Source organism: Frankia sp. R43, from assembly GCF_001306465.1.
Lineage (GTDB): Bacteria > Actinomycetota > Actinomycetes > Frankiales > Frankiaceae > Parafrankia > Parafrankia irregularis.
On record NZ_LFCW01000003.1, the window covers coordinates 424,525 to 445,647 of the forward strand.

General features: G+C 71.6%; 17 protein-coding genes and 2 tRNA genes. 14 read left to right on the plus strand and 5 right to left on the minus strand.

Features of this window, described 5'->3' with window-relative positions:
• The first annotated feature begins 105 nt into the window (after positions 1 to 105).
• From ACG83_RS15385 to ACG83_RS15400, 4 genes are all read left to right on the plus strand, one after another.
• Positions 106 to 486: a hypothetical protein gene (locus ACG83_RS15385; RefSeq protein WP_235497921.1), complete on the plus strand. Its 381-nt coding sequence runs from the start codon at positions 106 to 108 to the stop codon at positions 484 to 486.
• Positions 487 to 496: 10 nt separating this feature from the next.
• The gene (locus tag ACG83_RS15390; protein WP_152991421.1) at positions 497 to 1,231 is read left to right on the plus strand and encodes a dihydrofolate reductase family protein; all 735 of its coding nucleotides are present in this window, start codon (positions 497 to 499) and stop codon (positions 1,229 to 1,231) included.
• Between the two features lie 208 nt (positions 1,232 to 1,439).
• On the plus strand, positions 1,440 to 2,297 hold the full coding sequence (locus tag ACG83_RS15395; protein WP_054567250.1) for a DUF1206 domain-containing protein: 858 nt from the start codon (positions 1,440 to 1,442) through the stop codon (positions 2,295 to 2,297).
• A gap of 183 nt (positions 2,298 to 2,480) precedes the next feature.
• Entirely contained in the window at positions 2,481 to 5,309 is a 2,829-nt protein-coding gene (locus tag ACG83_RS15400) for an ATP-binding cassette domain-containing protein (RefSeq protein ID WP_054566900.1), read from the plus strand.
• Positions 5,310 to 5,452: 143 nt separating this feature from the next.
• Here ACG83_RS15400 and ACG83_RS15405 read toward each other — a convergent pair whose 3' ends face one another.
• Positions 5,453 to 6,058 carry a TetR/AcrR family transcriptional regulator gene (locus tag ACG83_RS15405; protein WP_054566901.1) on the minus strand — a complete coding sequence of 202 codons (606 nt, stop codon included), beginning with the start codon at positions 6,056 to 6,058 and terminating at the stop codon, positions 5,453 to 5,455.
• 205 nt (positions 6,059 to 6,263) lie between these two features.
• Between ACG83_RS15405 and ACG83_RS15410 the strand changes: the two genes are divergently transcribed.
• Both ACG83_RS15410 and ACG83_RS15415 read left to right on the plus strand, forming a co-directional pair.
• The gene (locus ACG83_RS15410) at positions 6,264 to 7,673 is read left to right on the plus strand and encodes an MFS transporter (RefSeq protein ID WP_054566902.1); all 1,410 of its coding nucleotides are present in this window, start codon (positions 6,264 to 6,266) and stop codon (positions 7,671 to 7,673) included.
• Between the two features lie 40 nt (positions 7,674 to 7,713).
• Positions 7,714 to 8,730 carry a dihydroorotate dehydrogenase gene (locus ACG83_RS15415; RefSeq protein ID WP_076825393.1) on the plus strand — a complete coding sequence of 339 codons (1,017 nt, stop codon included), beginning with the start codon at positions 7,714 to 7,716 and terminating at the stop codon, positions 8,728 to 8,730.
• Positions 8,731 to 8,839: 109 nt separating this feature from the next.
• Here the strand turns inward: ACG83_RS15415 and ACG83_RS15420 are convergent, their stop codons facing one another.
• Positions 8,840 to 9,247 carry a molybdopterin-binding protein gene (locus ACG83_RS15420; RefSeq protein ID WP_054566903.1) on the minus strand — a complete coding sequence of 136 codons (408 nt, stop codon included), beginning with the start codon at positions 9,245 to 9,247 and terminating at the stop codon, positions 8,840 to 8,842.
• Between the two features lie 233 nt (positions 9,248 to 9,480).
• Between ACG83_RS15420 and ACG83_RS15425 the strand changes: the two genes are divergently transcribed.
• The 3 genes from ACG83_RS15425 to ACG83_RS15435 all read left to right on the plus strand — a co-directional run bounded on the left by ACG83_RS15425 (position 9,481) and on the right by ACG83_RS15435 (position 11,949).
• A complete protein-coding gene (locus ACG83_RS15425) occupies positions 9,481 to 10,188 on the plus strand; it encodes a hypothetical protein (RefSeq protein WP_054566904.1) in 708 nt (235 codons plus the stop codon).
• A gap of 172 nt (positions 10,189 to 10,360) precedes the next feature.
• The gene (locus ACG83_RS15430; protein WP_054566905.1) at positions 10,361 to 10,912 is read left to right on the plus strand and encodes a BlaI/MecI/CopY family transcriptional regulator; all 552 of its coding nucleotides are present in this window, start codon (positions 10,361 to 10,363) and stop codon (positions 10,910 to 10,912) included.
• Positions 10,913 to 10,920: 8 nt separating this feature from the next.
• Positions 10,921 to 11,949, plus strand: a complete 1,029-nt coding sequence (locus tag ACG83_RS15435) for a M48 family metalloprotease (protein ID WP_054566906.1) — start codon at positions 10,921 to 10,923, stop codon at positions 11,947 to 11,949.
• 28 nt (positions 11,950 to 11,977) lie between these two features.
• Here the strand turns inward: ACG83_RS15435 and ACG83_RS15440 are convergent, their stop codons facing one another.
• The 3 genes from ACG83_RS15440 to ACG83_RS15450 all read right to left on the minus strand — a co-directional run bounded on the left by ACG83_RS15440 (position 11,978) and on the right by ACG83_RS15450 (position 15,977).
• Positions 11,978 to 12,805 (minus strand): L,D-transpeptidase, encoded by an 828-nt coding sequence (locus ACG83_RS15440; protein ID WP_235497922.1) that lies wholly within the window; start codon positions 12,803 to 12,805, stop codon positions 11,978 to 11,980.
• Between the two features lie 130 nt (positions 12,806 to 12,935).
• Positions 12,936 to 14,933, minus strand: coding sequence for a class I SAM-dependent methyltransferase (locus tag ACG83_RS15445; protein ID WP_235497923.1), 1,998 nt, complete (start codon positions 14,931 to 14,933; stop codon positions 12,936 to 12,938).
• 973 nt (positions 14,934 to 15,906) lie between these two features.
• Positions 15,907 to 15,977: transfer RNA gene (locus tag ACG83_RS15450), tRNA-Gly, on the minus strand.
• Positions 15,978 to 16,025: 48 nt separating this feature from the next.
• Here ACG83_RS15450 and ACG83_RS15455 point away from each other — a divergent pair.
• From ACG83_RS15455 to clpX, 5 genes are all read left to right on the plus strand, one after another.
• Positions 16,026 to 16,098 (plus strand) — tRNA-Pro (locus tag ACG83_RS15455).
• A gap of 55 nt (positions 16,099 to 16,153) precedes the next feature.
• Positions 16,154 to 17,632, plus strand: a complete 1,479-nt coding sequence (gene tig, locus ACG83_RS15460; RefSeq protein ID WP_054566907.1) for a trigger factor — start codon at positions 16,154 to 16,156, stop codon at positions 17,630 to 17,632.
• Positions 17,633 to 17,929: 297 nt separating this feature from the next.
• Complete coding sequence (locus ACG83_RS15465; protein WP_035953188.1) at positions 17,930 to 18,571, plus strand: ATP-dependent Clp protease proteolytic subunit; 642 nt, start codon at positions 17,930 to 17,932, stop codon at positions 18,569 to 18,571.
• A gap of 72 nt (positions 18,572 to 18,643) precedes the next feature.
• On the plus strand, positions 18,644 to 19,288 hold the full coding sequence (locus tag ACG83_RS15470) for an ATP-dependent Clp protease proteolytic subunit (RefSeq protein ID WP_006542685.1): 645 nt from the start codon (positions 18,644 to 18,646) through the stop codon (positions 19,286 to 19,288).
• Between the two features lie 391 nt (positions 19,289 to 19,679).
• On the plus strand, positions 19,680 to 20,975 hold the full coding sequence (gene clpX, locus ACG83_RS15475) for an ATP-dependent Clp protease ATP-binding subunit ClpX (RefSeq protein WP_006542686.1): 1,296 nt from the start codon (positions 19,680 to 19,682) through the stop codon (positions 20,973 to 20,975).
• Positions 20,976 to 21,123: the final 148 nt, after the last annotated feature.

Genomic DNA, 21,123 nt, shown 5'->3' on the forward strand with positions numbered 1-21,123 from the left:
ACCTGCGACAGATCCACGCCTGGACCGCATCGTGACATCCTCGACGTCATGATGCGGATTTCGGCTCCTCACAGGAGCCTGCTCCCGGGCAGGTCGGGTCTGGGCATGGCCATCGCGGTCGCCGCCGGCGCGGCCGGGCTCGTCGGCTGCGACCAGGTCTCGGAGGAGACCAGGTCGGCCGGGGCCACCGTGCTGTGCTCCCAGATCAGGGTCGAGCCCAGCGAGATCGAGCAGAACCCGGACGCGGCGCGCCTCGTCGCACTCGTCGTCCGGGATCTCGCGCCCGAGGAGAACATCCGCAGCCTCGCCGGCCGCGTCGCGGACGATCCCACTGTGCTCAGCCCGCGCGCCCAGCTCGCGGACTGGGTCGCCGACCGCTGCGGCGGTGCGGTCGGCGGCACGGGTACCGGCGGCGGTGCGGGTGCCGGCGGCGGCACGTCGGTCGACGGCGACGATCCGGTCGGCGATGACCGTGGGGACGACTAGCGCCCTGGGCGTGCCGGCCCGTCCCTACGTGGTGCTGAGCTGCGCGATGTCGCTGGACGGCCGGATCGACGACTGCTCGCCGAGCCGGCTGATCCTGTCGAGCCCCGCGGATCTCGACCGGGTGGACGAGGTCCGGGCCGGATGCGACGCGATCCTGGTCGGCGCAGGCACCGTGCGGCGCGACGACCCCGGGCTCGCCGTCCGTTCGCAGCGCCGGCGCGACGCGCGGACCGCGGCGGGGCGTCCGCCGACGCCACTGCGGGCTGTCCTGACCCACGAAGGCGACCTCGACCCGGCGGCCCGCATCTTCCACGACGGTGCGGACAGGGTCGTCTACCGGGCGGCCGCCGGCGTGTCCGGCGCGTCCGGCGCGTCCGGCGCGTCCGGTGCGGCCGGTGCGGCCGCTGCGTCCGGCTGCGCCGCGGCCTCGCCCCTGGCGGCGGTGGCGACGGTGGTCGATCTCCCTGAGCCTCCGCTGGCGAGCCTCCTGCGGGACCTGACCGGCCGCGGGGTTCGGCGGCTGCTGGTCGAGGGGGGCACCACGATCCACACCGCGTTTCTCACCGCTGGCCTGGTGGACGAGCTCCACCTGGTGGTGGCACCGTTCTTCGTCGGCGAGGCGGGCGCCCCGACGTTCGTCGGCCCGGGCAGCTTTCCGTTCGACGCGGCGCACCGGCTTGCGCTCGCCGAGGTCAGCCAGCTCGGTGACGTCGTCCTCCTGCGCTATCTGACGTCGCAGGGCTGAGCGCCTGGTCCTGCGTGCCGGTCTCGCGCCCGGCCCGCACTCCGGCTGACCGCGGCGCTGGTCCCCGCCTGCAGTTCCGCGGCTCGGACGTCGTGACTGTCCCATGAGGTGATCGCCATGGTCCTGTTGCTGTTTTGTGGCCTTCCCGCCGGGCATGCGGCGTACGGGCGTTGTGCCCGGAACCGAACCGTACCGTCGGGAGGCGATCGTGTCCGTACACAGCGTCACGCAGGCGGGGCGCCAGGTGGTATCCGCGGGCGAGAGCGCGGCGCACCGTACCCGGCACAGCCGGGCGACGGACCTCACCGCTCGGCTGGGCTTCGCGGCCCGCGGTGTGGTCTACCTGCTCATCGGGGTTCTCGCGATCCAGATCGCCCGCGGGAACCCCGATGAGCGGGCGAACCGGCAGGGGGCGCTGCGCGAGATAGCGGACAAGCCCTTCGGAACCGGTCTGCTCGTCCTGATCGCGGTGGGATTCGCCGGCTACGCGCTGTGGCGGCTGCTGGAGGGTGCGGTCGGGCATCGCGAGGAGGCCGACACGAAGAAGCGGGCCGTGAAGCGGGCTGTGTCCGTCATCAGGGGCGCGATCTATCTGGTCATCACCGGCAGCACCATCACGTTTCTCGCTTCGGACGGGGCCAGCTCCAGCTCCGGGGAGCCCGCCCCGTACACGGCACGGGTCATGGCCCACAGCGGCGGGCGATGGCTGGTGGGAGCCATCGGCCTCGTGGTCGTCGGCGTCGGCGTCGGCATGCTCGCCAAAGGAGTGACCACCAGGTTCGAGGAGAAGCTGATGCGAGCGCGGATGCGGCCCGCGCTGCTGCGCGCCGCCCGGCGCATCGGGCAGGTCGGCTACCTCGCGCGCGGCGTCGTGTTCGGGCTCGCCGGAGTGTTCGTCGTGAAGGCCGCTGTCGATTTCGACCCCGGCGAGGCGAAGGGCTTCGACGGCACACTCCGGTCGATCGCCGACCAGGCCTACGGCCAGGTGTTGCTCGCCTGCTGCGCGGCGGGGCTTGCCCTGTTCGGCGCCTACTCGTTCATCGAGGCCCGTTACCGCAGACTCTGACATCCTTCGTGCGGTGGACCTCGGCGAGATGTGGCAGTCGAGCCGACCGCCCTGGTTCCGGTGGTGGGCCCTGGTTCCGGTGGTGGGTTTCGTGCCCGGTCACCTTCCAGACAAGTCGGGGTTGGGTAGAGAATCGGTGTGATCAAGTAGGCGGAACATTCGTGGCGGGCAAGGGAGCAACCGGTGGACCGGACCACGCTGAGCGTGATCACCCCGGCAGGTCGGACGATGCTGGCGGGCGACGCGCCGTGCGTGGTGGGTCGTGGTCGTACCTCGGACGTCGTCGTGAACGACGGTCGGGTCTCCCGCCGTCATCTCATGCTCGAACCGGTCGCCGGCGGCTGGCGGGTGCAGGATCTGAGCGTCAACGGCCTCTGGCAGGACGGCCGCCGCGCGGCCGATCTCTTCGTGAGCGCGCATGAGGTGCGGATCAGGCTCGGAGCGGCCGACGGGCCCGAGATCGTGCTGGTCCCGGCCGCCGCGGCGCCGGGTCAGCCGGGTCCCGTAGCGCCCGGTCAGCAGGCCTCCGCGGGCCCGGTGGCTCCGGTTGCTCCCGTCGGTTCGCCGGGCTCACCCGGTGCGGCTCAGCCCGGGCCGGTGAACCCCGCCTGGCCGGGCGCCGGGCCGGCCCATCGTCCGGCGCCGCCCTCGGGCCCGGGGCCGGTGCCAGCACCTGTTCCGTACCCCGGCCAGGCCGCGGCGGCGGGTGGCCTGCCGCCCGCTCCCGCGGGCCCGCAGCTTCCGCCCGCGGCGCCTCCTGGCTGGTCAGCCCCCGCCCGCGGGGCCTCGCCGGCTTCCGGGCCTTCGCCGGTTCCCGGCGCTGGGCCGGGAACCGGAGGGATCCCGGTTCCCGGCCCGCGCACGGGGTCGCTCCCGGTGGATCCGTCGACGTCGCAGAGCGCGATCGTGCATGCGCCGCGGCGGGTGCATCCGCTGCGGCCCGGCACGATCCGGCTCGGGCGCTCCCGTGGCAACGACGTGGCCGTCGCGGACCTGCTCGCCTCGCGCAACCATGCCGAGCTGCGGGTCGGTCCCGCCGGCGTCGAGATCGTCGATCTCGCCTCGGCCAACGGCACCTTCGTCAACGGCCAGCGGGTGATGCGGGCGCCGGTCGGCCAGCGCGACGTGATCGCCATCGGTCACCACCTGTACCAGCTCGAAGGCGACTCGCTGGTCGAGTACGTCGACTCCGGTGACGTCGCGTTCGAGGTGCAGGGCGTCTCGGTGTTCGCCGGGACGAAGCAGCTCATGCACGACATGACGTTCCGGCTGCCGGGGCGTTCGCTGCTGGGTGTGGTCGGCCCCAGCGGTGCGGGCAAGTCGACCCTGCTCAACGCACTCACCGGCTTCCGCCCGGCGGACGTCGGCTCGGTCCGCTACGCCGGCCGTGACCTGTACGCCGAGTACGACGAGCTGCGCCGGCGCATCGGGTACGTCCCGCAGGCCGACCCGCTGCACGCCCAGCTGACGGTGCGGGAGGCGCTCGAGTACGGCGCGGAGCTGCGCTTCCCGGCGGACACGACCGCCGAGGAGCGCCGGACGCGGGTCGGGGAGGTGATCGGCGAGCTCGGCCTCACCGCGCACGCGAACACCCCGGTCAGCCGGCTCTCCGGCGGGCAGAAGAAGCGGACGTCGGTGGCGCTGGAGCTGCTCACCCGCCCGTCGCTGCTGTTCCTGGACGAGCCCACCTCGGGTCTGGACCCGGCGAACGACCAGTCGGTGATGGAGACGCTGAAGGGCCTCGCCAAGGGCGGCGGCGCGGGCTCGTCCGACGAGGGCGGGCGCACGGTCATCGTCGTCACGCACAGCGTGCTGTTCCTGGATCTCTGCGACTACATCCTGGTGCTGGCCCCGGGTGGGCACGTCGCCTACTTCGGCCCGGCCGACGGGGCGCTGCGCTTCTTCGGCAAGGAGGACTTCCGCGACTTCGCGGCGGTGTTCCGGGAGCTGGAGCGCACGCCCGGCGCCGAGATGGCGGCCCGTTTCCGCGGCTCCGAGTACTTCGTGCCCTCGGCGATCGTCGCGCCGGCCGTGCGCAAGGCGCCCACGGCACTGCCGAGCGTGCGCCAGCAGCCGGTGTCCGCGCAGCTCGCGACGCTGACCCGCAGATACCTGAAGGTCGTGCTGGCGGACCGCTCCTACCTGCGCCTGATCTTCGCCTTCCCCTTCCTGCTGGGGATCATCCCGCGGGTCATCCCAGCGCCGGACGGACTCGATCCACTGCCGGACAGGCCCAATTCGGACGCGATGAAGGTGCTCGTCGTCCTGGTGCTGTGTGCCTGCTTCATGGGGATGGCGAACTCGGTCCGCGAGATCGTCAAGGAACGCGATATCTACCGGCGAGAACGGACGATCGGGCTGTCCCGGACCGCCTATCTCGGTTCGAAGATCATCGTTCTGACGGTGATCACCACCCTGCAGTGTGTGATCTTCACGTTGATCGGCCTGCTCGGGCGGGCTCCGGCGCAGGCAGCCCTGCTGGGGGCGCCGCTGGCGGAGTGCCTGATCGCGGTGATCGTGGCCGCGGTGGCGTCGATGATGATCGGTCTGCTGGTGTCGACCCTCGTCGACAACGCCGACAAGACGATGCCCGTCCTGGTTCTGGTGACCATGGGGCAGCTCGTCCTGTCCGGCGGCCTCGTCTCGGTCTCCGGCCGGGCGGGCCTGGAGCAGATCTCCTGGTTCGTACCCGCCCGGTGGGGCTTCGCGGCGCTCGCGTCCACGGATGACCTGAACGAGGTCTCCAAGCTGGGCAACGAGGTGCTGCGGTCCGACCCGGCCGATGCGCTGTGGGAGCACAGCGCGGGGATCTGGCTGCTCGACATCACCATCGGTGTGCTGCTCGCTGCCGCCGCGCTGGCCGCGACGTCGTCGACCCTGCGCCGTATCGACCCCAAGGTGACCCGGCCCACGGCGCAGGCACCTGCAGCCGCGCCGCGTCCCGCGGGGCCACCGGCCATGCCCCCGGCGGGGCCGCCGGTGGGGCCGTGGGGCAGCGGGGGAGCGGCCTGATCCGACAGGCACCGATGTCGCGGCTACGGGTCAGCGGTGGCTGAGACCGCCCGCGGCTGAGGCGATCTCAGCCGCGGGCAGTTCTGTGCGTGGGCGGCTTCGGCTGCCAGCGGCCAGCCGCCAGCTGCCAGCCGTCAGCCGCCTCAGCCGCCGGTAGCCTCGGAGACCGGCGGCGTCGCGGACGGCTGGCCGGGCGGCACCGTGAGTTCGCGCAGCATCCTGAGCAACTGGCCGCGCAGATCGCCGGTGGGCGGCGCCAGCCCCAGCAGGTCGGCGAGCCACATCCCGTCGGCGGCCATGCGGACCAGCGTGGCCAGGGCCGGGTCGATGCGGTCCTCGACGATCCGGCTCTGCCAGGTGTCGTAGCGTTCGCGGAACTGGCGCAGGCGATTCGGGTCGGCGATCAGCGCGGCGAGGACGCCGACCTCCGCGGCGGCCTCTCCCGGCTGGCCGTTGCCCTCGGTGCTGACGTCCAGATAGGCGCGTACCCAGCTCCCCGGCCGGTCGTCGACAACGGCGCGGCCGGTCACCTCCGCGTCGAACTCGTCGTTCCACCGGTCGTAGAGGGCGTCGATGAGTGACGCGCGGGTGGGGAAGTGGTGGAGCAGGCCTCCCTTGGAGACCTCGGCCTCGCGGGCCACCGCGTCGAGGCTCAGCGGCTGATCGCCGTGGCGGGTGAGGACCCGCCAGGCCGCGTCGAGCAGGCGCTGCCGAGTGGCGGCCGGGTCCGAGGCTGGCACGACCGCCATTGTGCACCACCGACCAAGCAAAGACGCTTTGACGTGCGTGTTCATCACGATCCCGGCGGGTTGACCGACCGTCTGGACGGACGGTAGTAGTCGTGGGGGTGAGCCGGGCGGGGACCCGGGCACCCGCCAGGTCCGGGCCGGTGCCCGAGTCCACCGGGCCTGGCGTGGGTGTCGGGCCGGCGGGGGACGGCGGGGGACGCGAGCGATGAGCAGATTGAGGGACGGCCGGGTCGGCATGCCGGCCGGCCTGGTAGTCGACGACGGGGCCGGGCAGGCCTCGTTGACCCACGGATCCGTGGGACGTCTGGTCGTGGCGCTGGCCACCGCCACGATGCTGCAGTGGCTGGGAGCCTTCGCGATCGCGCCACTGCTCCCGCTCTACCTGGAGGAGCGCGACGTCTCCGTCAGCGGCGTCGGCGTCGTGATGGCGGCGTTCTTCGTCGGCTCGCTCCTGTCGCAGTACCCGGCGGGAGTGCTCACGGCCAGCCGAGGGCATCGCCCGGTGCTGCTGGGGGGCCTTGTCCTGTATGCGGTGGGCAGCGTCGGTCTGATCGTCTCCCCGGGCCTCGGCTGCGACGCGGTGGTGCGTGCGCTGCAGGGCGCCGGCGCCGGCGCGTTCGAGGTCGCCGTTCTCACCGCGGTCGCGGCGACCGTGCCGGCGGACCTGACCGGGCGTGCCGTCAGCGCGGTCTACACGGGCCAGATCGCCGGTACCGCGATCGGCCCGATGCTCGGTGGCCTCGCCGGTGAGCGGCAGATGGACCTGCTCTTCCTCGGCGCGGCGGTCGCCGCTGCGGTCGCGGCCGTGCCGGTGCTCATCCTGCTCCGCCCGGACGGGAGAGCCTCCGCCGGCGGTGACGCTCTGCCCCCCGTGGGCCACGCGAATCCCGCGAGCCCCGCCGCGGCTGCCGCGGCGGGGCCGCGCTCGGGGTCACTCCGCGCCCTGATCGGGGCCGGAGTGGGCGGGCTGCTGCTGGTGGCGGCGGTGAACGGGCTGTCGGTCGGAACCTACGAGACCTGCTGGAGCCTCCTGCTGGCCGACCGCGACGTCTCGACAGAGATGATCGGGCTGAGCTTCACCCTCTTCTCGCTGCCGTACATCGTGTGCGCGCTGCCCGCGGGCTGGCTCGCGGACCACAGCGACCGCCGGTGGCTCGTGACCGGCGCGACGCTGGCGATGGCCTGCACCGTCGCCAGCTACTCGTTCATCGACTCCTTCTGGCTGATCATGCTGGTGTGCTGCGTCGAGGCGATCGCCCTGGCGGTCAGCTTCCCGGCCGCCCAGTCGCTGCTGGCCCAGGAGGCCGGGCGTGTGGGTACCGGGCGGGCGCAGGGCCTGTTCACCACGACGCAGACCGCCGCCACGGCGTTCGCGGCGCTGACCTCCGGCGCCCTGTACTCGGCGAACGTGCACCTTCCGTTCCTGCTCACCGCCGTCGCGGCGGTCGCGGTCGCGGCCGTGCTGCCGCTGCTGTGGCGACAGGTCCGGGGCGTCGTGTCGGCTCCCGACGAGGTTGTCGCGGCGGGGCCCGCGCTGGGGGCGGCAGAGGTGGTGGGGACGGGCTCCGTCGTGGGGGCCGTGCCGGTGGGCGTGGGGCACCGGCGGGTGACCTGACCTCGCCAGCGCCGTCCTGGCGGGTCGTTACGCTGGTCAGATGGGTGAAAACGACAGGGACGTCGCGTCCGCGGGCCAGGACACACAGCCGGCGGCGGCTCCGGTGACCGCCGAGTTCGTGGTCGCGGGGGTGGCCTTCGAGCATCCGATCATGAACGCGGCCGGTACCTGCAAGACGCTGGCGGACGTCACGGCGCTCGCCCGCAGCGCGGCCTCCGCCGTCGTGGTGGGATCGATCACCCGGGACGCTCGGGCTGGCAACAGCGGCGAGGTCTACTGGTCGGGTCCCGGCGGATCCCTCAACGCCCTCGGGCTGCCGAACCGCGGCATCTCCTACTACCGCGAGCAGCTTCCGGCCATGGTCGACGCCGCGCACAACCACGCCAAGCCGCTGGTGGTCAGCGTGGCGGGTTTCGCCGCCGACGAATACGCGGACCTGGCCCGCGTCGCCGCCGACGCGGGAGCGGACCTGATCGAGCTCAACCTCGCCTGCCCCAACGTCTGGGATGGCGGGCAACAGAAGCGGATCGCGTGTTTCGACCCGGGGCAGACCGAGGCGATCTGCGCGGCCGTCGAGGCGGCTCTCGCCGCGGCGTCACGCCCGGCGCCGCCCTACGGGGTCAAGCTCTCGCCGTTCTCCGACCCGGAGGCGCTGGGCGAGCTGGCGGGGCTGCTCGCCCGCCGATCCGGCGTCTCGGGTGGGCCGAGCTTCGTCACGGCGATCAACACCTTCCCGAACGCGCTGGTCCTCGACGATCGGCTGCGTCCTGTCCTCGATGTCGGGCTCGCCGGGCTGAGCGGTGCGGCGCTGAAGCCGGTTGGGCTCGGCCAGGTGCGACAGCTCCGCCAGCTCCTGCCCGAGCGGATGGACATCATCGGTGTGGCGGGCGTCCAGAACGGCCGTGACGTCGTCGACTACCTGGCCGCGGGCGCACGGGTGGTGCAGAGCGCGACGGCCTTCTGGAACAGGGGCGAGGACCCGACCGTGTTCGGCGACATCCTCAGTGACTGGATCGACGCGAAGGACCTCGCGGCAGCCCAGGCCGCGGCCGGCTGACGGGACCTGGCTGACGGGACCTGGCTGACGGGACCTGGCCGAGGGAACCGGTCGGAGCGCGTCCGGTAGCGGCCATCCGGCGGACTGTGCCGGTGCCGGACGACGTCCGTCAGTGCCGCTCGGGCAGCTCGATGACCACGTTGGTCGCCTTCACCGTGCCGACGGCGAGGACGCCTGGTTCCAGCCCGAGCTCGTCGGCGGCCTCGCGGCTCATCAGCGACACCACCCGGTGCCGGCCGGACTGGATCTCGACCTGGGCCATCACCTCATCGCGGCGCACCCTGGTCACGATGCCGGGAAACCGGTTGCGGGCGGAGGCGCCGACGATGGAGGGCGAACTCAGCGGGAGCTCACCGGCCATGTCGATGGCGAACTGCGCGAGCACCGCGCCTTCGACCGCCTGCCTGCCCGCGCCGTCTCGAACGGTGGGCAGCCGTCCGCCGTCCGCCCAGCGACGCACTGTGTCGTCGCTCACGCCGAGCAGGCCGGCGACCTCGCTGATCCTGAAGGTCGACATGCCGGCACCATATCCGCCCGCAACATCCCCTGCGATTCCGTGAGCCGGCCTGACACGTCGACGCGTCCGTCCGGACCACGCCTCACGCTGTGTTCGGCCTGGCTGATGTCATGCGGGGCGCGGCTGGTTGGCCGGCCCACCGGGAGCTGCCCGGAGAAACCAGCTCCGGGGTGCCCGAAGGTGGCCGGACGCGGGTTCGCCGCGAACCTTGGCCCGGACGGTGTTTTCATCGAATGGTGGCCTGTCGCCGTTCCCGCCGGCGGGGCCCGGTTGGTCCCGTCGACCCGCTGACCGCACGCGCCGCGTCCCGCGTCGGCGTGCCCGGCGTCGGCGTGCCCGCGACCGGTGCGGATGAGGGGCCCGTCCGGGCCGGGGGAGTGCCGGAGCCGCAGGACCTGGACTACCGGTTCGACCTCGATCTCGGCGAGCTGGTGCCGGGAGCCGGGGTCGTCGCACGAGGAGTTCGGCTCGACGGCGCGGCCCTGACGCTCTTCTTCGTGCTACGGCCGTGCGCAGGGGCGGCAGCGTCACCAGGGCCGGCAGCGTCACCGGGGCGGGCACTGGCCGTCTCACCGGCCCGGCCGCTGTTCATGTGCTCCTACCGGCCCGGTGCGCCGGTCGACGACGGGTTGGCGGGCCTCCCGGTCGCCTGCGCCGCGGTCGAGGTGGCCGGGAGCCGGTGCCGGGCGACGTTCCCACCGCCGGTGACCGGTACCTGCCGAGTCCGCTTCGGTCTGCGTCCCTGGGAGGCGGGCCGTGGCCCGGAGCCCGGGTGTGCTCGCGGTGTCGATCTCGTCGGCAGGGACGATCACCGCGGGGGAGCCGACCGAACGGGGCCCGCGGCGTGTGATCCGGGCGGTGACCTGTGTCTTGACCTGCGTACCGGCCGTGCCGTCTATGTTCCCGCGGATACCGGGAACACCGGGGAGGTCATTGGCTGAGCGGTGTGGTGGTCGTGGGCCTTCGGTGTCCCACCCGGCCCGTTCGTGGGAGTTTCGCCCAACCGCTCGTATCGTGGTGCGATGTGAGGCGGAGGGGAAATGCGCTGCATGGGGGTGCCGCCCGGGCGACGCATCGTTTCGGCTCCCCGAGTACCGCTGGGGAGCCGTTCTGATGGATGACGCGACATCGTCGACCGACGCGGAGCCGTCCGATGCGGCGCCGATCGAGGCAGTGCTGCCCGAGGCAGTGCCGGCCGAGGCAGTGCCGGCCGCGCGGCGCCGGCCACCTGGTTCGTTGGAGGAGGAGGTGCTTGGCGTGCTGCACAGCTCCGGGGAACTCTCTCCCGGTGAGGTACGCGACCTCCTTCCGGACTCCGGGAGGCTCTCCTACAGCGCGGTGGTCACCACGCTCACCCGGCTTCATGCCAAGGGCGTGGTCACTCGTCGGCGCCATGGGCGGGCCTACCTGTACTCGGCGCCCGGCGATCCGGCCACGCTCGTCGCCTGGCGGATGAACCGGCTGCTCGCCGGCCAGGCCGACCACAGACGCGCGCTCACCCACTTCATCGCGGCGCTCTCCCCCACGGACGAGGCGCTGGTTCGGGACCTGCTGGCCTCCGCCCCCGCCCAGCCGGGTGGTGTGCCCCTGGCCGGCGGCGACCTGCAGGCCCACGGCGACGGTGGCGGGGCCGGCACGGCGCCTGGCTCCGAGCCCAGCCGATAGGGCGAGCCGTGGCCGTCGATCAACTGCTTGTCTCGGTCGTTCTCGCTCCGGCCGCGGGTGTGGTCGCCGGGCGCATCCTGGTCGACCTGCTGCCACCGCGCGCCGTGGCCTTCGGCTACACGGCCGCCGCGGGCCTGTTCGCCGCCGCGAGCACGCTGAGCCTGGTCGCGTTCGGCATGCCGGCGGTGGCGCGGGTCGTCGGGCTGTCGCCGGCGCACCAACCGGTGGTGATGTCCTGGCAGTCCGGCGAGATGCCGCTGTGGGCGTCCTGGGCATGCCTGCTGCTGGTCACGGTCGCGATGATCTCGGTGCTGGTGACCGGGCGGAGTCAGTTCAGGTCCGTGCGGGCCGCCCGAGCTGAAGCTGCCGCGCTGCCGGGCACCGGTGAGATCGTGGTGATCCCCGATGGTCGCGCGGACGCCTTCGCCCTTCCCGGCGTCCCGGGGCGCATCGTCGTCACCGAGGGCATGCTCACCGCGGTCGGCGCGGGCCGGCACCAGGCGTTGTTCGCGCACGAGCGGGCGCATCTGGCCGGTCGGCACCACCGGTTCTCCTTCGGCGCACGCCTCGCGGCGGCCGCGTTACCGCCCCTGTGGCCGATGGTCACCGTGATCGACTACGCGATCGAACGGTGGGCCGACGAGCAGGCGGCGAGCGTGGTGGGTGATCGCCGTTCGGTCGCGCACGTCGTCGGCACGGCCGCGCTGGCCGCCACCGAGCAGGCTGTCGTCGAGCAGGCCGCGGTTGAAGAGTCCGCCGTCGTCGGCGCGGCCGAAAGGCGGCCCGGCCGGCGGCTGTTCCCCGGTCGCCTCCGCGAGCCACGCACCGCCAAGCTGCGGGCGGTCGCGGCCGGTGGCGGCCCACGACCCGGCCCTGTTCCGCGGCGGGTCGCGGCGCTGCTCGCAGCCCCGCAGCGGCGTAACCGGCTCCTGCTCGCCGCCCTGCCCGCAGCGCTCGCGCTCGCCTCCTGCGGAGTCTCGATCGAGGCGTTGCTGGATCTGCCCTACCGGCGGGTGTTCGACTACGTCGAGCCCTGAACGCCCGCGGGTGGTGGGCGCAGCGCGCTCAGCCCACGATCGTGATGGGCGTCCCGAGTGGGACGAGACCCACCAGGCGCAGCAGGTCATCGTTGCGCAGCCTGATACATCCCATGCTGACGTCCGAGCCGACAAGGTCCGGGCGGTTGGTGCCGTGCAGCCCGATGATGCCGTCGGCCCCGTTGAACTGGGTGATGACGTCCGAGAAGCCGGAAAGCCCGAAGGCGAACGGTCCCCAGGGGCCGTTCGGGTCCGCCGGGCGCAGCAGCTCGGTCAGGTAGAACACGCCGCGTGGCGTCGGTGTCGAACCGGTGCCGATGCCGACCGGGAGCTTCGCGGCGACCGCCCCGTCACGGAAGACGGTCAGCCGGTGCGCCCGGCGGTCGACCAGCAGCTCGTAGGGCGTCGTCGTGAGACGGACGTCGGCTGCCCGCACCCAGCCGATGCTGTTGTTCGGCCGGACGGGCACCCGGACCCGAAGCCAGTCGCGCTGCCTCTCCTCCACGCCGAGCACCAGGGTGATGCCACGCGGATTGGGATTGTCCAGGGTCCAGCGCGGCTCGCCGCCGCGGCGATCCGCGAAGATCTCCAGGCGGGGCACCGTGGCGTAGGCGACCCAGGCCCAGCCTGCGGGCAGGGCCAGGATCGTGGCGTCGGCCGGCCGCGGATCGTCGGCGTGGCCCGGTTCGTCACCGCCGCGCCCCGCATCAGGCGGGACGATGCTCGGCCCCGGCCGGGCAACGGGCCATGGCCCGCGGGCCTCGCCGGTGACCTGCCCGCCGCAGCCGGCGAGCGCGAACACGCTCACTGCCGCGGCCAGTACCCCCAGCACCCGAGCGACACCCCGTCCAGCCACGGCTCCGTGCCACCCCCCGAGACGCGCGCCGCGCCGGTCCCTCACTGACACGGCCGCTTCGCCAGCAGAGGGTAGTTCGCCGGTCACGGGATCATGGGAAGCCGCTTTGTCGCGTGGCGACTCCGATCCGTCACCTCCGCGCGGCCAGCACCCGGTATGCGTTCGAACGCCGGCCGGCGGTGAGATAGCGGCGGCTCGCCGCATCCCAGGCGATCGCCGCCGGCATCACCGCGGCCGTCACCGCGCCGAGCAGGACCCGCCGCACCCGCGCCGCCGCGGGGCTCGCGACGTCCAGCCACGGGCTGGTCGGTGGCGGGGCGGCCCGCTGCCAGGCCCCCCACAGCGCGATCGGGGCGTCCCCGCCCTGGTGGGCTGGACCGAACCGCACGTCGAGAACCTTCAGCCCGAGGTCGTCCAGAGCGGCGGTCAGGTTGTCGGCCGGGAGGAGGTGCTGATGCTGGGGGACCAGCCAGCCGGGCCAGTACGTGCCGAACCAACGGCCGGTGGGGCAGTGCGGATTCGGCAGCTCGACGAGCAGGTGCCCGCCCGGGGCGAGAACCTGCGCGGCGGCCTGCAGCTCCTCCCGGGGGTCTCGGGTGTGCTCCAGGTAGTGGAACATGCTGACCACGTCGTAACGGTCGCGCAGGGTGGCCGCCAGGTCGGGCAGCCGGCCCCGGTAGGCATGCTCGATCCAGCCCCGGCGTTCGGCCTGGCCGATGCTCTCGCCGATGTCCAGGCCGTCGAAGGACGTCGTCGGCCAGACCTCCCGAGCGGTCGCGCAGAAGTGGCCGAAGCCCCCGCCGACGTCGAGCCAGCGCCGCGGCGCGGGGATGTCGATGCGGGCCCGGTCCAGGTAGGTGGCGGTGTTGCGGCTGAAGAGCTCCTCGACCAGGCGGGCGCCGAGACCGGAGTAGAAGTCCCGGTAGTAGAACTCGAGCCCGGCCAGGGTCAGCCGTGGGTTCTGGAAGACGTGGCCGCAGTCGCGGCACCGGTCGTACCGGAACACGCCGGGCTTCGCCTGGAAGCAGTCGGCGCCGAGCAGTTCGAGTGCCAGCTCGGCTCCGCCGCACCAGGGGCAGGCCGTGAACGGCGGTTCCAGGAACCTGTCGACGCCGGCGGCGAGGTCGGCCGCGTACTGGCGCCTCTTCGCCGCCAGCACCGCGGGCTCCGGCACCGGTGGCCCAGGCCGAGGCGTCCACGCGGCGGCGGTGGCAGCAACGGCAGTGGCAGTGGCATTGGTGGCAGTGGCAGTGGTGGCAGGGGCGGTGGTTGTGGCGTCGGTCACGCTCGTGCCAGCGGTGGTTGCCGGTGCGGTCCGCCTGGCGACGACCGGTGAGACGAGAAACCGCAGCATCGGCAGCCGGCGGGTGAGCGGGCTGCGGGCCAGCTCACCCGCCGTGAGCCGAATCCGCCCCGCACTCACCATCAGGGGCTGCACCCATCCGAGCAGGGCGGCGCCGAGCGCCCAGGCTGGCGCTGCGGCCATGCCGGCTACCACCGCGAGGTCACGGGCGAGCGGCATGAACGGCATACCGGGAGCCCAGGGGTAGGCGGCGAACTCGATCTCCAGCCGCTGCGTCGCGGACCCCGCACCCGCCGAGAGCCCCGGCAGAATCGCCAGCCCCGTCGCGGTCCACGCATGAAGCCGCAGCGTCGCGGTGGCCGCGACGAGCTCGACACGGGTCGGCGTCGGCAGATCCAGTCCGGCGCGTTCCCATACGTCCTGTTCGACGAGCAGGGCCTGGAAGGCACCGCGCCCCGAGGTGAGCAGGCTTGGCCGGTCGGCCCGTGGATCGACCATCCGCGCCAGGTCGAGCACCTCATGGGCGGCCATCTCGGCAGGCACCAGATCCAGGACGGACAGGCCCTCCCGGAGCGCGTACGCACTCGCCGCCCGCCGCTGTGCCTCGTCGAGCCGGACGCCGCCGGCGACCAGGAACCGGTGCGAGGGATGCACGGCCTGCTCGGCTGGCGGAATCACCGCCAGCGCGCGCACCCGCGCACGCAGCCGCAGGCTGTTGAGGCCGATTCCGGCACAGGCGGCGATCGGCAGCCACGCGCGGAGGGTGCGTGTTCCTTCGCTGATGACGCCTCCCGGGGCGAGGGCAACGAGAGCAACACCGCGCACCCTACGGCCGCCACCGCCCCACCAGGACCTGCACACGCGCCACCCACCAGGGGCCCGTGCGGCCCCCTGACCTGCCCGGCCCCCGAAAACCCTCAGATCGCCCGTACGGGCGACGCGACCCGAAGCGACTGAAGCACCCCGAAGTGCCCGGACGGCCGGAGTCACCCCGCCGACCCGCGGGATCACAAAGGCGATGCGACCGACCACGGACAGTATCGACTCGGCCCCAAGGTCACCGTCGAGAACCCCCAACATGTGCAAAATCGGCGGCAATCAACGCACAACCATCCGCCATGGGATGGTCGGTCACTCCAGTGGTCCGCCACCGAGTCGGCGACCCTGTGCGCCCGACCATCCGGCGGGGAGCCCCCGAGTCGGGAGGTTCGTCGCCCACCCAGTCGTTCCGGGGCGATTCCGGCCGCCTGGACTATGGCGACGCTCCGAACCCGGCAAATCTCGGAGAGTGTCGAACCGATCCGCCTGGACGCTTCTCCAGTGCCGAGAAACCCGGCTCCGCCACCCCCGAACCGACGACCGACCCGAACTTTCAGCTCAGGGCACAAGACCAGCTCAGGAAACAGGCCCCGGGCACGGGAGCCCAACGCAAGCCGCCCCACCCCCGAACCGGCTTCACCGACACGACCCACACGCCGAAACCCACCAGCTCAGGGCCCTCACCCCCAGGCCCCCACCGCCTAAACGGCCAATGAGGACCCAAGGTCACCACCCCGGAAAACCCCAGCGCCCCAAGGGTTCGGAGGCCCGGGGGCACCACCCCCGAAACCCCAGCGGCTCAGGGGGTTTGGGGGGTCCGGGGGCCTCGCCCCCGAAACCCCAGCACACCCACCACACTCCAAACGCCCGGGGCCCCCACCCCGCCAGCGGCAGGGGGGCTCCGGGGGGCAACGCCCCCCGACAAAATAACGGCCAAAGGCCCAAAGCCAACGGCTTTGGGCATAGGAATCCCAGCTCGAGCGGGTGACCGGGATCGAACCGGCATGGCCAGCTTGGAAGGCTGGGGCTCTGCCATTGAGCTACACCCGCGTTGGTGATGAGGACGAGCTTACCCCGTAGGATGGGGATGCAACGCCTCGGGGCGTAGCGTAGTGGCTAGCGCGCCTGCTTTGGGTGCAGGAGATCGGGAGTTCGAGTCTCCCCGCCCCGACCGATACTCTCGGCGCATCACCCCGTCCGACGTCGTACCAGGAGACCGCCGCGCCGTGAAGGCCACCAAGGAGACCCTCAGTCCTACCCGGGTCAAGCTGACCGTCGAGGTGCCCTTCGACGAGCTCAAGCCGTCCGTCGATGCCACCTACCGCAAGCTGGCGCGTCAGGTGCGTGTCAGCGGGTTCCGCCCGGGCAAGGTTCCGCCGCGCATCCTCGACCAGCGCCTCGGGCGGGGTGTGATCCTTGACGAGGCGATCCAGGAGGCGCTGCCGCGCCTGTACTCGGAGGCTGTCCAGGCCGAGGAGGTCGACGTCCTGTCGCGGCCGGAGGTGGACATCACCGAGTTCGCCGACGGCGCTCAGCTGGTGTTCACCGCCGAGGTGGATGTCCGTCCGGATGTGACGCTGCCGGAGTTCGGTGACCTGGAGCTGGTTGTCGAGCCGGCGGTCGTGTCGGACGAGAAGGTCGAGGAGTACCTCGGTACTCTGCGCGACCGGTTCGCGGTCCTGAAGCCGGTGGAGCGTGCGGTGCAGGAGGGCGACTTCGTGTCGCTGGACCTGTCCGCGTCGGTGGACGGTGAGGCCATCGAGGACGCCACGGCCACCGGGATGTCGTACGAGGTGGGCAGCGGGAACCTGATCGACGGCATCGATGAGGCGATCACCGGTGCTTCGGACGGCGACGAGCGCACCTTCGACACCGAGCTGCTCGCCGGCGAGTACGCCGGGCGGACGGCCCAGGTGACGGCGGTTGTCCGTGGGGTGAAGGAGAAGGAGCTCCCGGAGCTCGACGACGATTTCGCCACGACGGCCAGCGAGTTCGACACTCTGGACGAGCTGCGTGCGGATGTTCGGACCCGGCTGGAGACCGTCCGGAAGCAGGAGCAGCTGGGCGAGGCCCGCGAGAAGCTGCTCGACAAGCTGGTCGAGCTGGTCGAGGTGCCGGTTCCGGAGTCGGTGCTGGCGGGCGAGCTGGAGGCGCGTGAGCACCGCCTGTCGCACGAGCTGGAGCACATGGGGACGGACCGGGCGGCCTACCTGGAGACCCTGGGGCAGTCCGCGGAGGAGTTCGACTCCGAGGTGCGTGACTCGGCCGGTAAGGCGATCCGGTCGCAGTTCATCCTGGACGCTGTGATCGACGCGGAGTCGATCGGGCTGGACCAGGGCGAGCTGATGGAGCAGATTCTGATGCGGGCGCAGCGGGCCGGTGTGCAGCCGGATCAGTACGCTCAGCACCTGGCGCAGGGTGAGGGCCTGACCGCCCTGATGGCGGACGTGCTCCGGACGAAGGCGCTGTTCCTGCTGTTGGAGAACGTGAAGGTCGTCGACTCCGAGGGAAACCCGGTGGAGTTGCACCTGCCTCGTCGGCCGTCGGCCGATGAGGGTGACGACGTCGTGGACATCTCCGACGAGCTTGACGCCGAGGAGCTTCCGACGGGCGCGGCGGGTCCGGTGGCTGCGGCCGCTGACGCCGACTCGGACGCTCAGAGCGATGCGGGCGACGCCGAGGCTGACGCGGGCGATTCGAAGTAGTGGCGGGCCCGGGCGTTTCCGGGCCTGACGCGGCGTTGTGGGGCGGCCTCCGGAATTCGGTCCTGATGGACCGGGTACCGGGGGCCGTCCGCGTGTCCGGGAACCACAGGTGGACACCGCAGGGCACGCTGTGGGCTTCGGCTCGGGTCCGTAGGTGCTCGGAGCACAGGGATGCCGGACTGGCCCAGCCTCACGCCCAGCGCGAACATCGAGGGAGAAGCACCGGAACCGGCTCGGGTCACAGATAGTGTCGAGCCGGTCAATCAGATGCCGCCAAAGGAAGCCGAGGATCCGACTGTGAGTGACATCGCCGCCCCTCGCCTGGCTGTCCCGGGCCCGAGTCTGCGCTCTCCCGGCCAGAGCGGTCCCGGCTTCGACGAGCAGGTGTTCAACCGGCTGCTCCGCGAGCGGATCATCTTCCTTGGTTCGGTGGTGGAGGACTCGATCGCCAACGCGATCTGTGCGCAGCTGCTGCTGCTCAACGCCGAGGACCCCCAGCGGGACATCTTCCTTTACATCAACTCGCCCGGTGGATCGGTGAGCGCCGGCATGGCGATCTACGACACCATGCAGTACGTGGAGAACGACGTCGCCACGGTCTCGCTCGGCCTTGCCGCGTCGATGGGCCAGTTCCTGCTCTGCGCGGGTGCGCCGGGCAAGCGTTACTCGCTGCCGCACGCGCGGATCATGATGCACCAGCCTTCCGGCGGCATCGGCGGTACGGCCTCCGACATCGCGATCCAGGCTGAGCAGATGCTGTACACGAAGCGGATGATGCAGGAGCGCATCGCGTTCCACACGGGTCAGCCGGTCGAGCAGATCGAGCGTGACTCCGACCGCGACCGGTGGTTCACCGCCGATGAAGCGAAGGACTACGGCTTCGTGGACCACGTCGTCCAGCGGGCCCGCCAGGTTCCCAGCGAAGGCCCGGTGAGCTGACGTACCCCCACGGCCGCAAGCCGCCGGAGAAGTCCCGACCCTCGTCACCCGCTCTCCTCGGAGGCAGTCACCATGTACGGATCACAGGGCTACTACGGGCCGCAGAGCCGGTACGTCCTCCCCAACATCATCGAGAAGACGTCCCGCGGCGAGTACGGCATGGATCCGTACTCGAAGCTCCTGAAGGAGCGGATCGTCTTCCTCGGCGCGCCCATCGACGACACGTCGGCGAACGACGTGATGGCGCAGCTGCTGTTCCTGGAGTCCGAGGACCCGGACCGCGACATCTCGATCTACATCAACTCGCCGGGTGGCTCGTTCACCTCGCTGACCGCCATCTACGACACGATGCAGTTCGTCCGGCCCGACATCCAGACGATCTGCATGGGCCAGGCGGCGTCGGCGGCGGCGGTGCTGCTCGCGGCGGGTACGCCCGGTAAGCGGTTCGCGCTGCAGAACAGCCGGATCCTCATCCACCAGCCGTCCGCGCAGGGTGAGGGCCAGTCGAGCGACATCGAGATCCAGGCGCGCGAGATCCTGCGGATGCGCACGCTGCTGGAGCGGATGCTCGCCGAGCACACCGGCCGCAACGAAGAGGACATCCGCAAGGACATCGAGCGCGACAAGATCCTCAGCTCCGAGGAGGCCAAGGAGTACGGCCTCATCGACGAAGTGATCAAGACCCGGAAGTCCTCGCGGCTCGCCGCAGCGCGCTGAACCTCCGGTCGCGTGCGGCGTCGCCGGGCCTGCCTTCCCGCGGGCCCGGCGGGGGTCGGGCAGGCCATGGCTGTGGTCCCCGGTGGGTCTGCCGGTTTCACCCGGCAGGCTCCTCGGTGGCGGGCCAGGTGCGACGCATTGGCATCACCACCTCTCAATTCGGACACCCGATCGTGCTGTGACGCCGAACGGGCTGTGTGGACGAGCGGGGACGCCTCCGATGACCGTAGGCTGACCGGTATGAGCCCAGCGATTGGGCTCTCACCGGACGCCCCCGCGGGGTACCGTCCCCACGAGGACGGATACAGGCAGACACGCGACGACCGGGCGGTGCGCACCGCCCCCGACACGCAGGCGACACCATCGTCTGGACGAAGGGACTGAGTCCTCGGTGGCACGCATCGGTGATGGCGGTGACCTGCTCAAGTGCTCCTTCTGCGGTAAGTCGCAGAAGCAGGTGAAGAAGCTCATCGCTGGCCCAGGCGTCTACATCTGCGATGAGTGCATCGACCTCTGCAACGAGATCATCGAGGAGGAGCTCTCCGAGTCCTCGGAGCTGAAGTGGGAGGAACTGCCCAAGCCCCGGGAGATCTACGAGTTCCTCGACGGCTACGTCGTCGGCCAGGAGGCCGCGAAGAAGACGCTGTCGGTTGCCGTCTACAACCACTACAAGCGGGTGCAGGCGGGCAGCTCCTCCAGTGGTGACGCGGCGAAGAGCGAGGTCGAGCTCGCGAAGAGCAACATCCTGCTGCTGGGCCCGACGGGCTGTGGCAAGACCCTGCTCGCCCAGACCCTGGCCCGCATGCTGAACGTCCCGTTCGCCATCGCCGACGCGACCGCGCTGACCGAGGCGGGCTATGTGGGCGAGGATGTCGAGAACATTCTTCTCAAACTCATCCAGGCCGCCGACTATGACGTCAAGAAGGCCGAGACGGGCATCATCTACATCGACGAGGTCGATAAGATCGCCCGCAAGTCGGAGAATCCCAGTATCACCCGGGATGTCTCCGGCGAAGGTGTGCAGCAGGCGCTGCTGAAGATTCTTGAGGGAACGACCGCGAGCGTCCCGCCGCAGGGTGGTCGGAAGCACCCGCATCAGGAGTTCATCCAGATCGACACGACGAACGTGCTGTTCATCGTGGGGGGGGCCTTCGCCGGGCTCGACCGCATCATCGAATCCCGGATCGGCAAGAAGTCCCTGGGGTTCCGCGCGGTGCTCCACGGCAAGGACGACCCGGACTCCTCGGACGTCTTCGGCGACATCATGCCGGAGGACCTGCTCAAGTACGGAATGATCCCGGAGTTCATCGGCCGGCTGCCGATCATCACCAGCGTCTCCAACCTCGACCGCGAGGCGCTGATCCGCATCCTCACCGAGCCGAAGAACGCCCTGGTCCGCCAGTACAAGCGGCTGTTCGAGCTGGACGGCGTGGACCTCGACTTCACGACCGACGCGCTGGAGGCCATCGCCGACCAGGCGATCCTGCGGGGCACCGGTGCCCGTGGCCTGCGTGCGATCATGGAGGAGGTCCTGCTCTCGGTGATGTACGACATCCCGAGCCGCAAGGACGTCGCCCGCGCGGTCATCACCCGCGAGGTCGTGCTGGAGCACGTCAACCCCACCCTGGTGCCACGGGACGTCGCCGCGTCCAAGCGCAACCCGGGCCGCCAGGAGAAGTCGGCCTGACCGCGGCGCCGTGCGGGCGGGGCCTCGCCACGTGGCGGTGGTCTGACCCGGCGGCCTGATCGGCGGACATCCGCCCCGGCGAGTCGCGGAGCAACAGACCGCGGCGCGCCGGGGCGGCCGGCGTTCGGAGGCCGGCGACCTGCGCGGC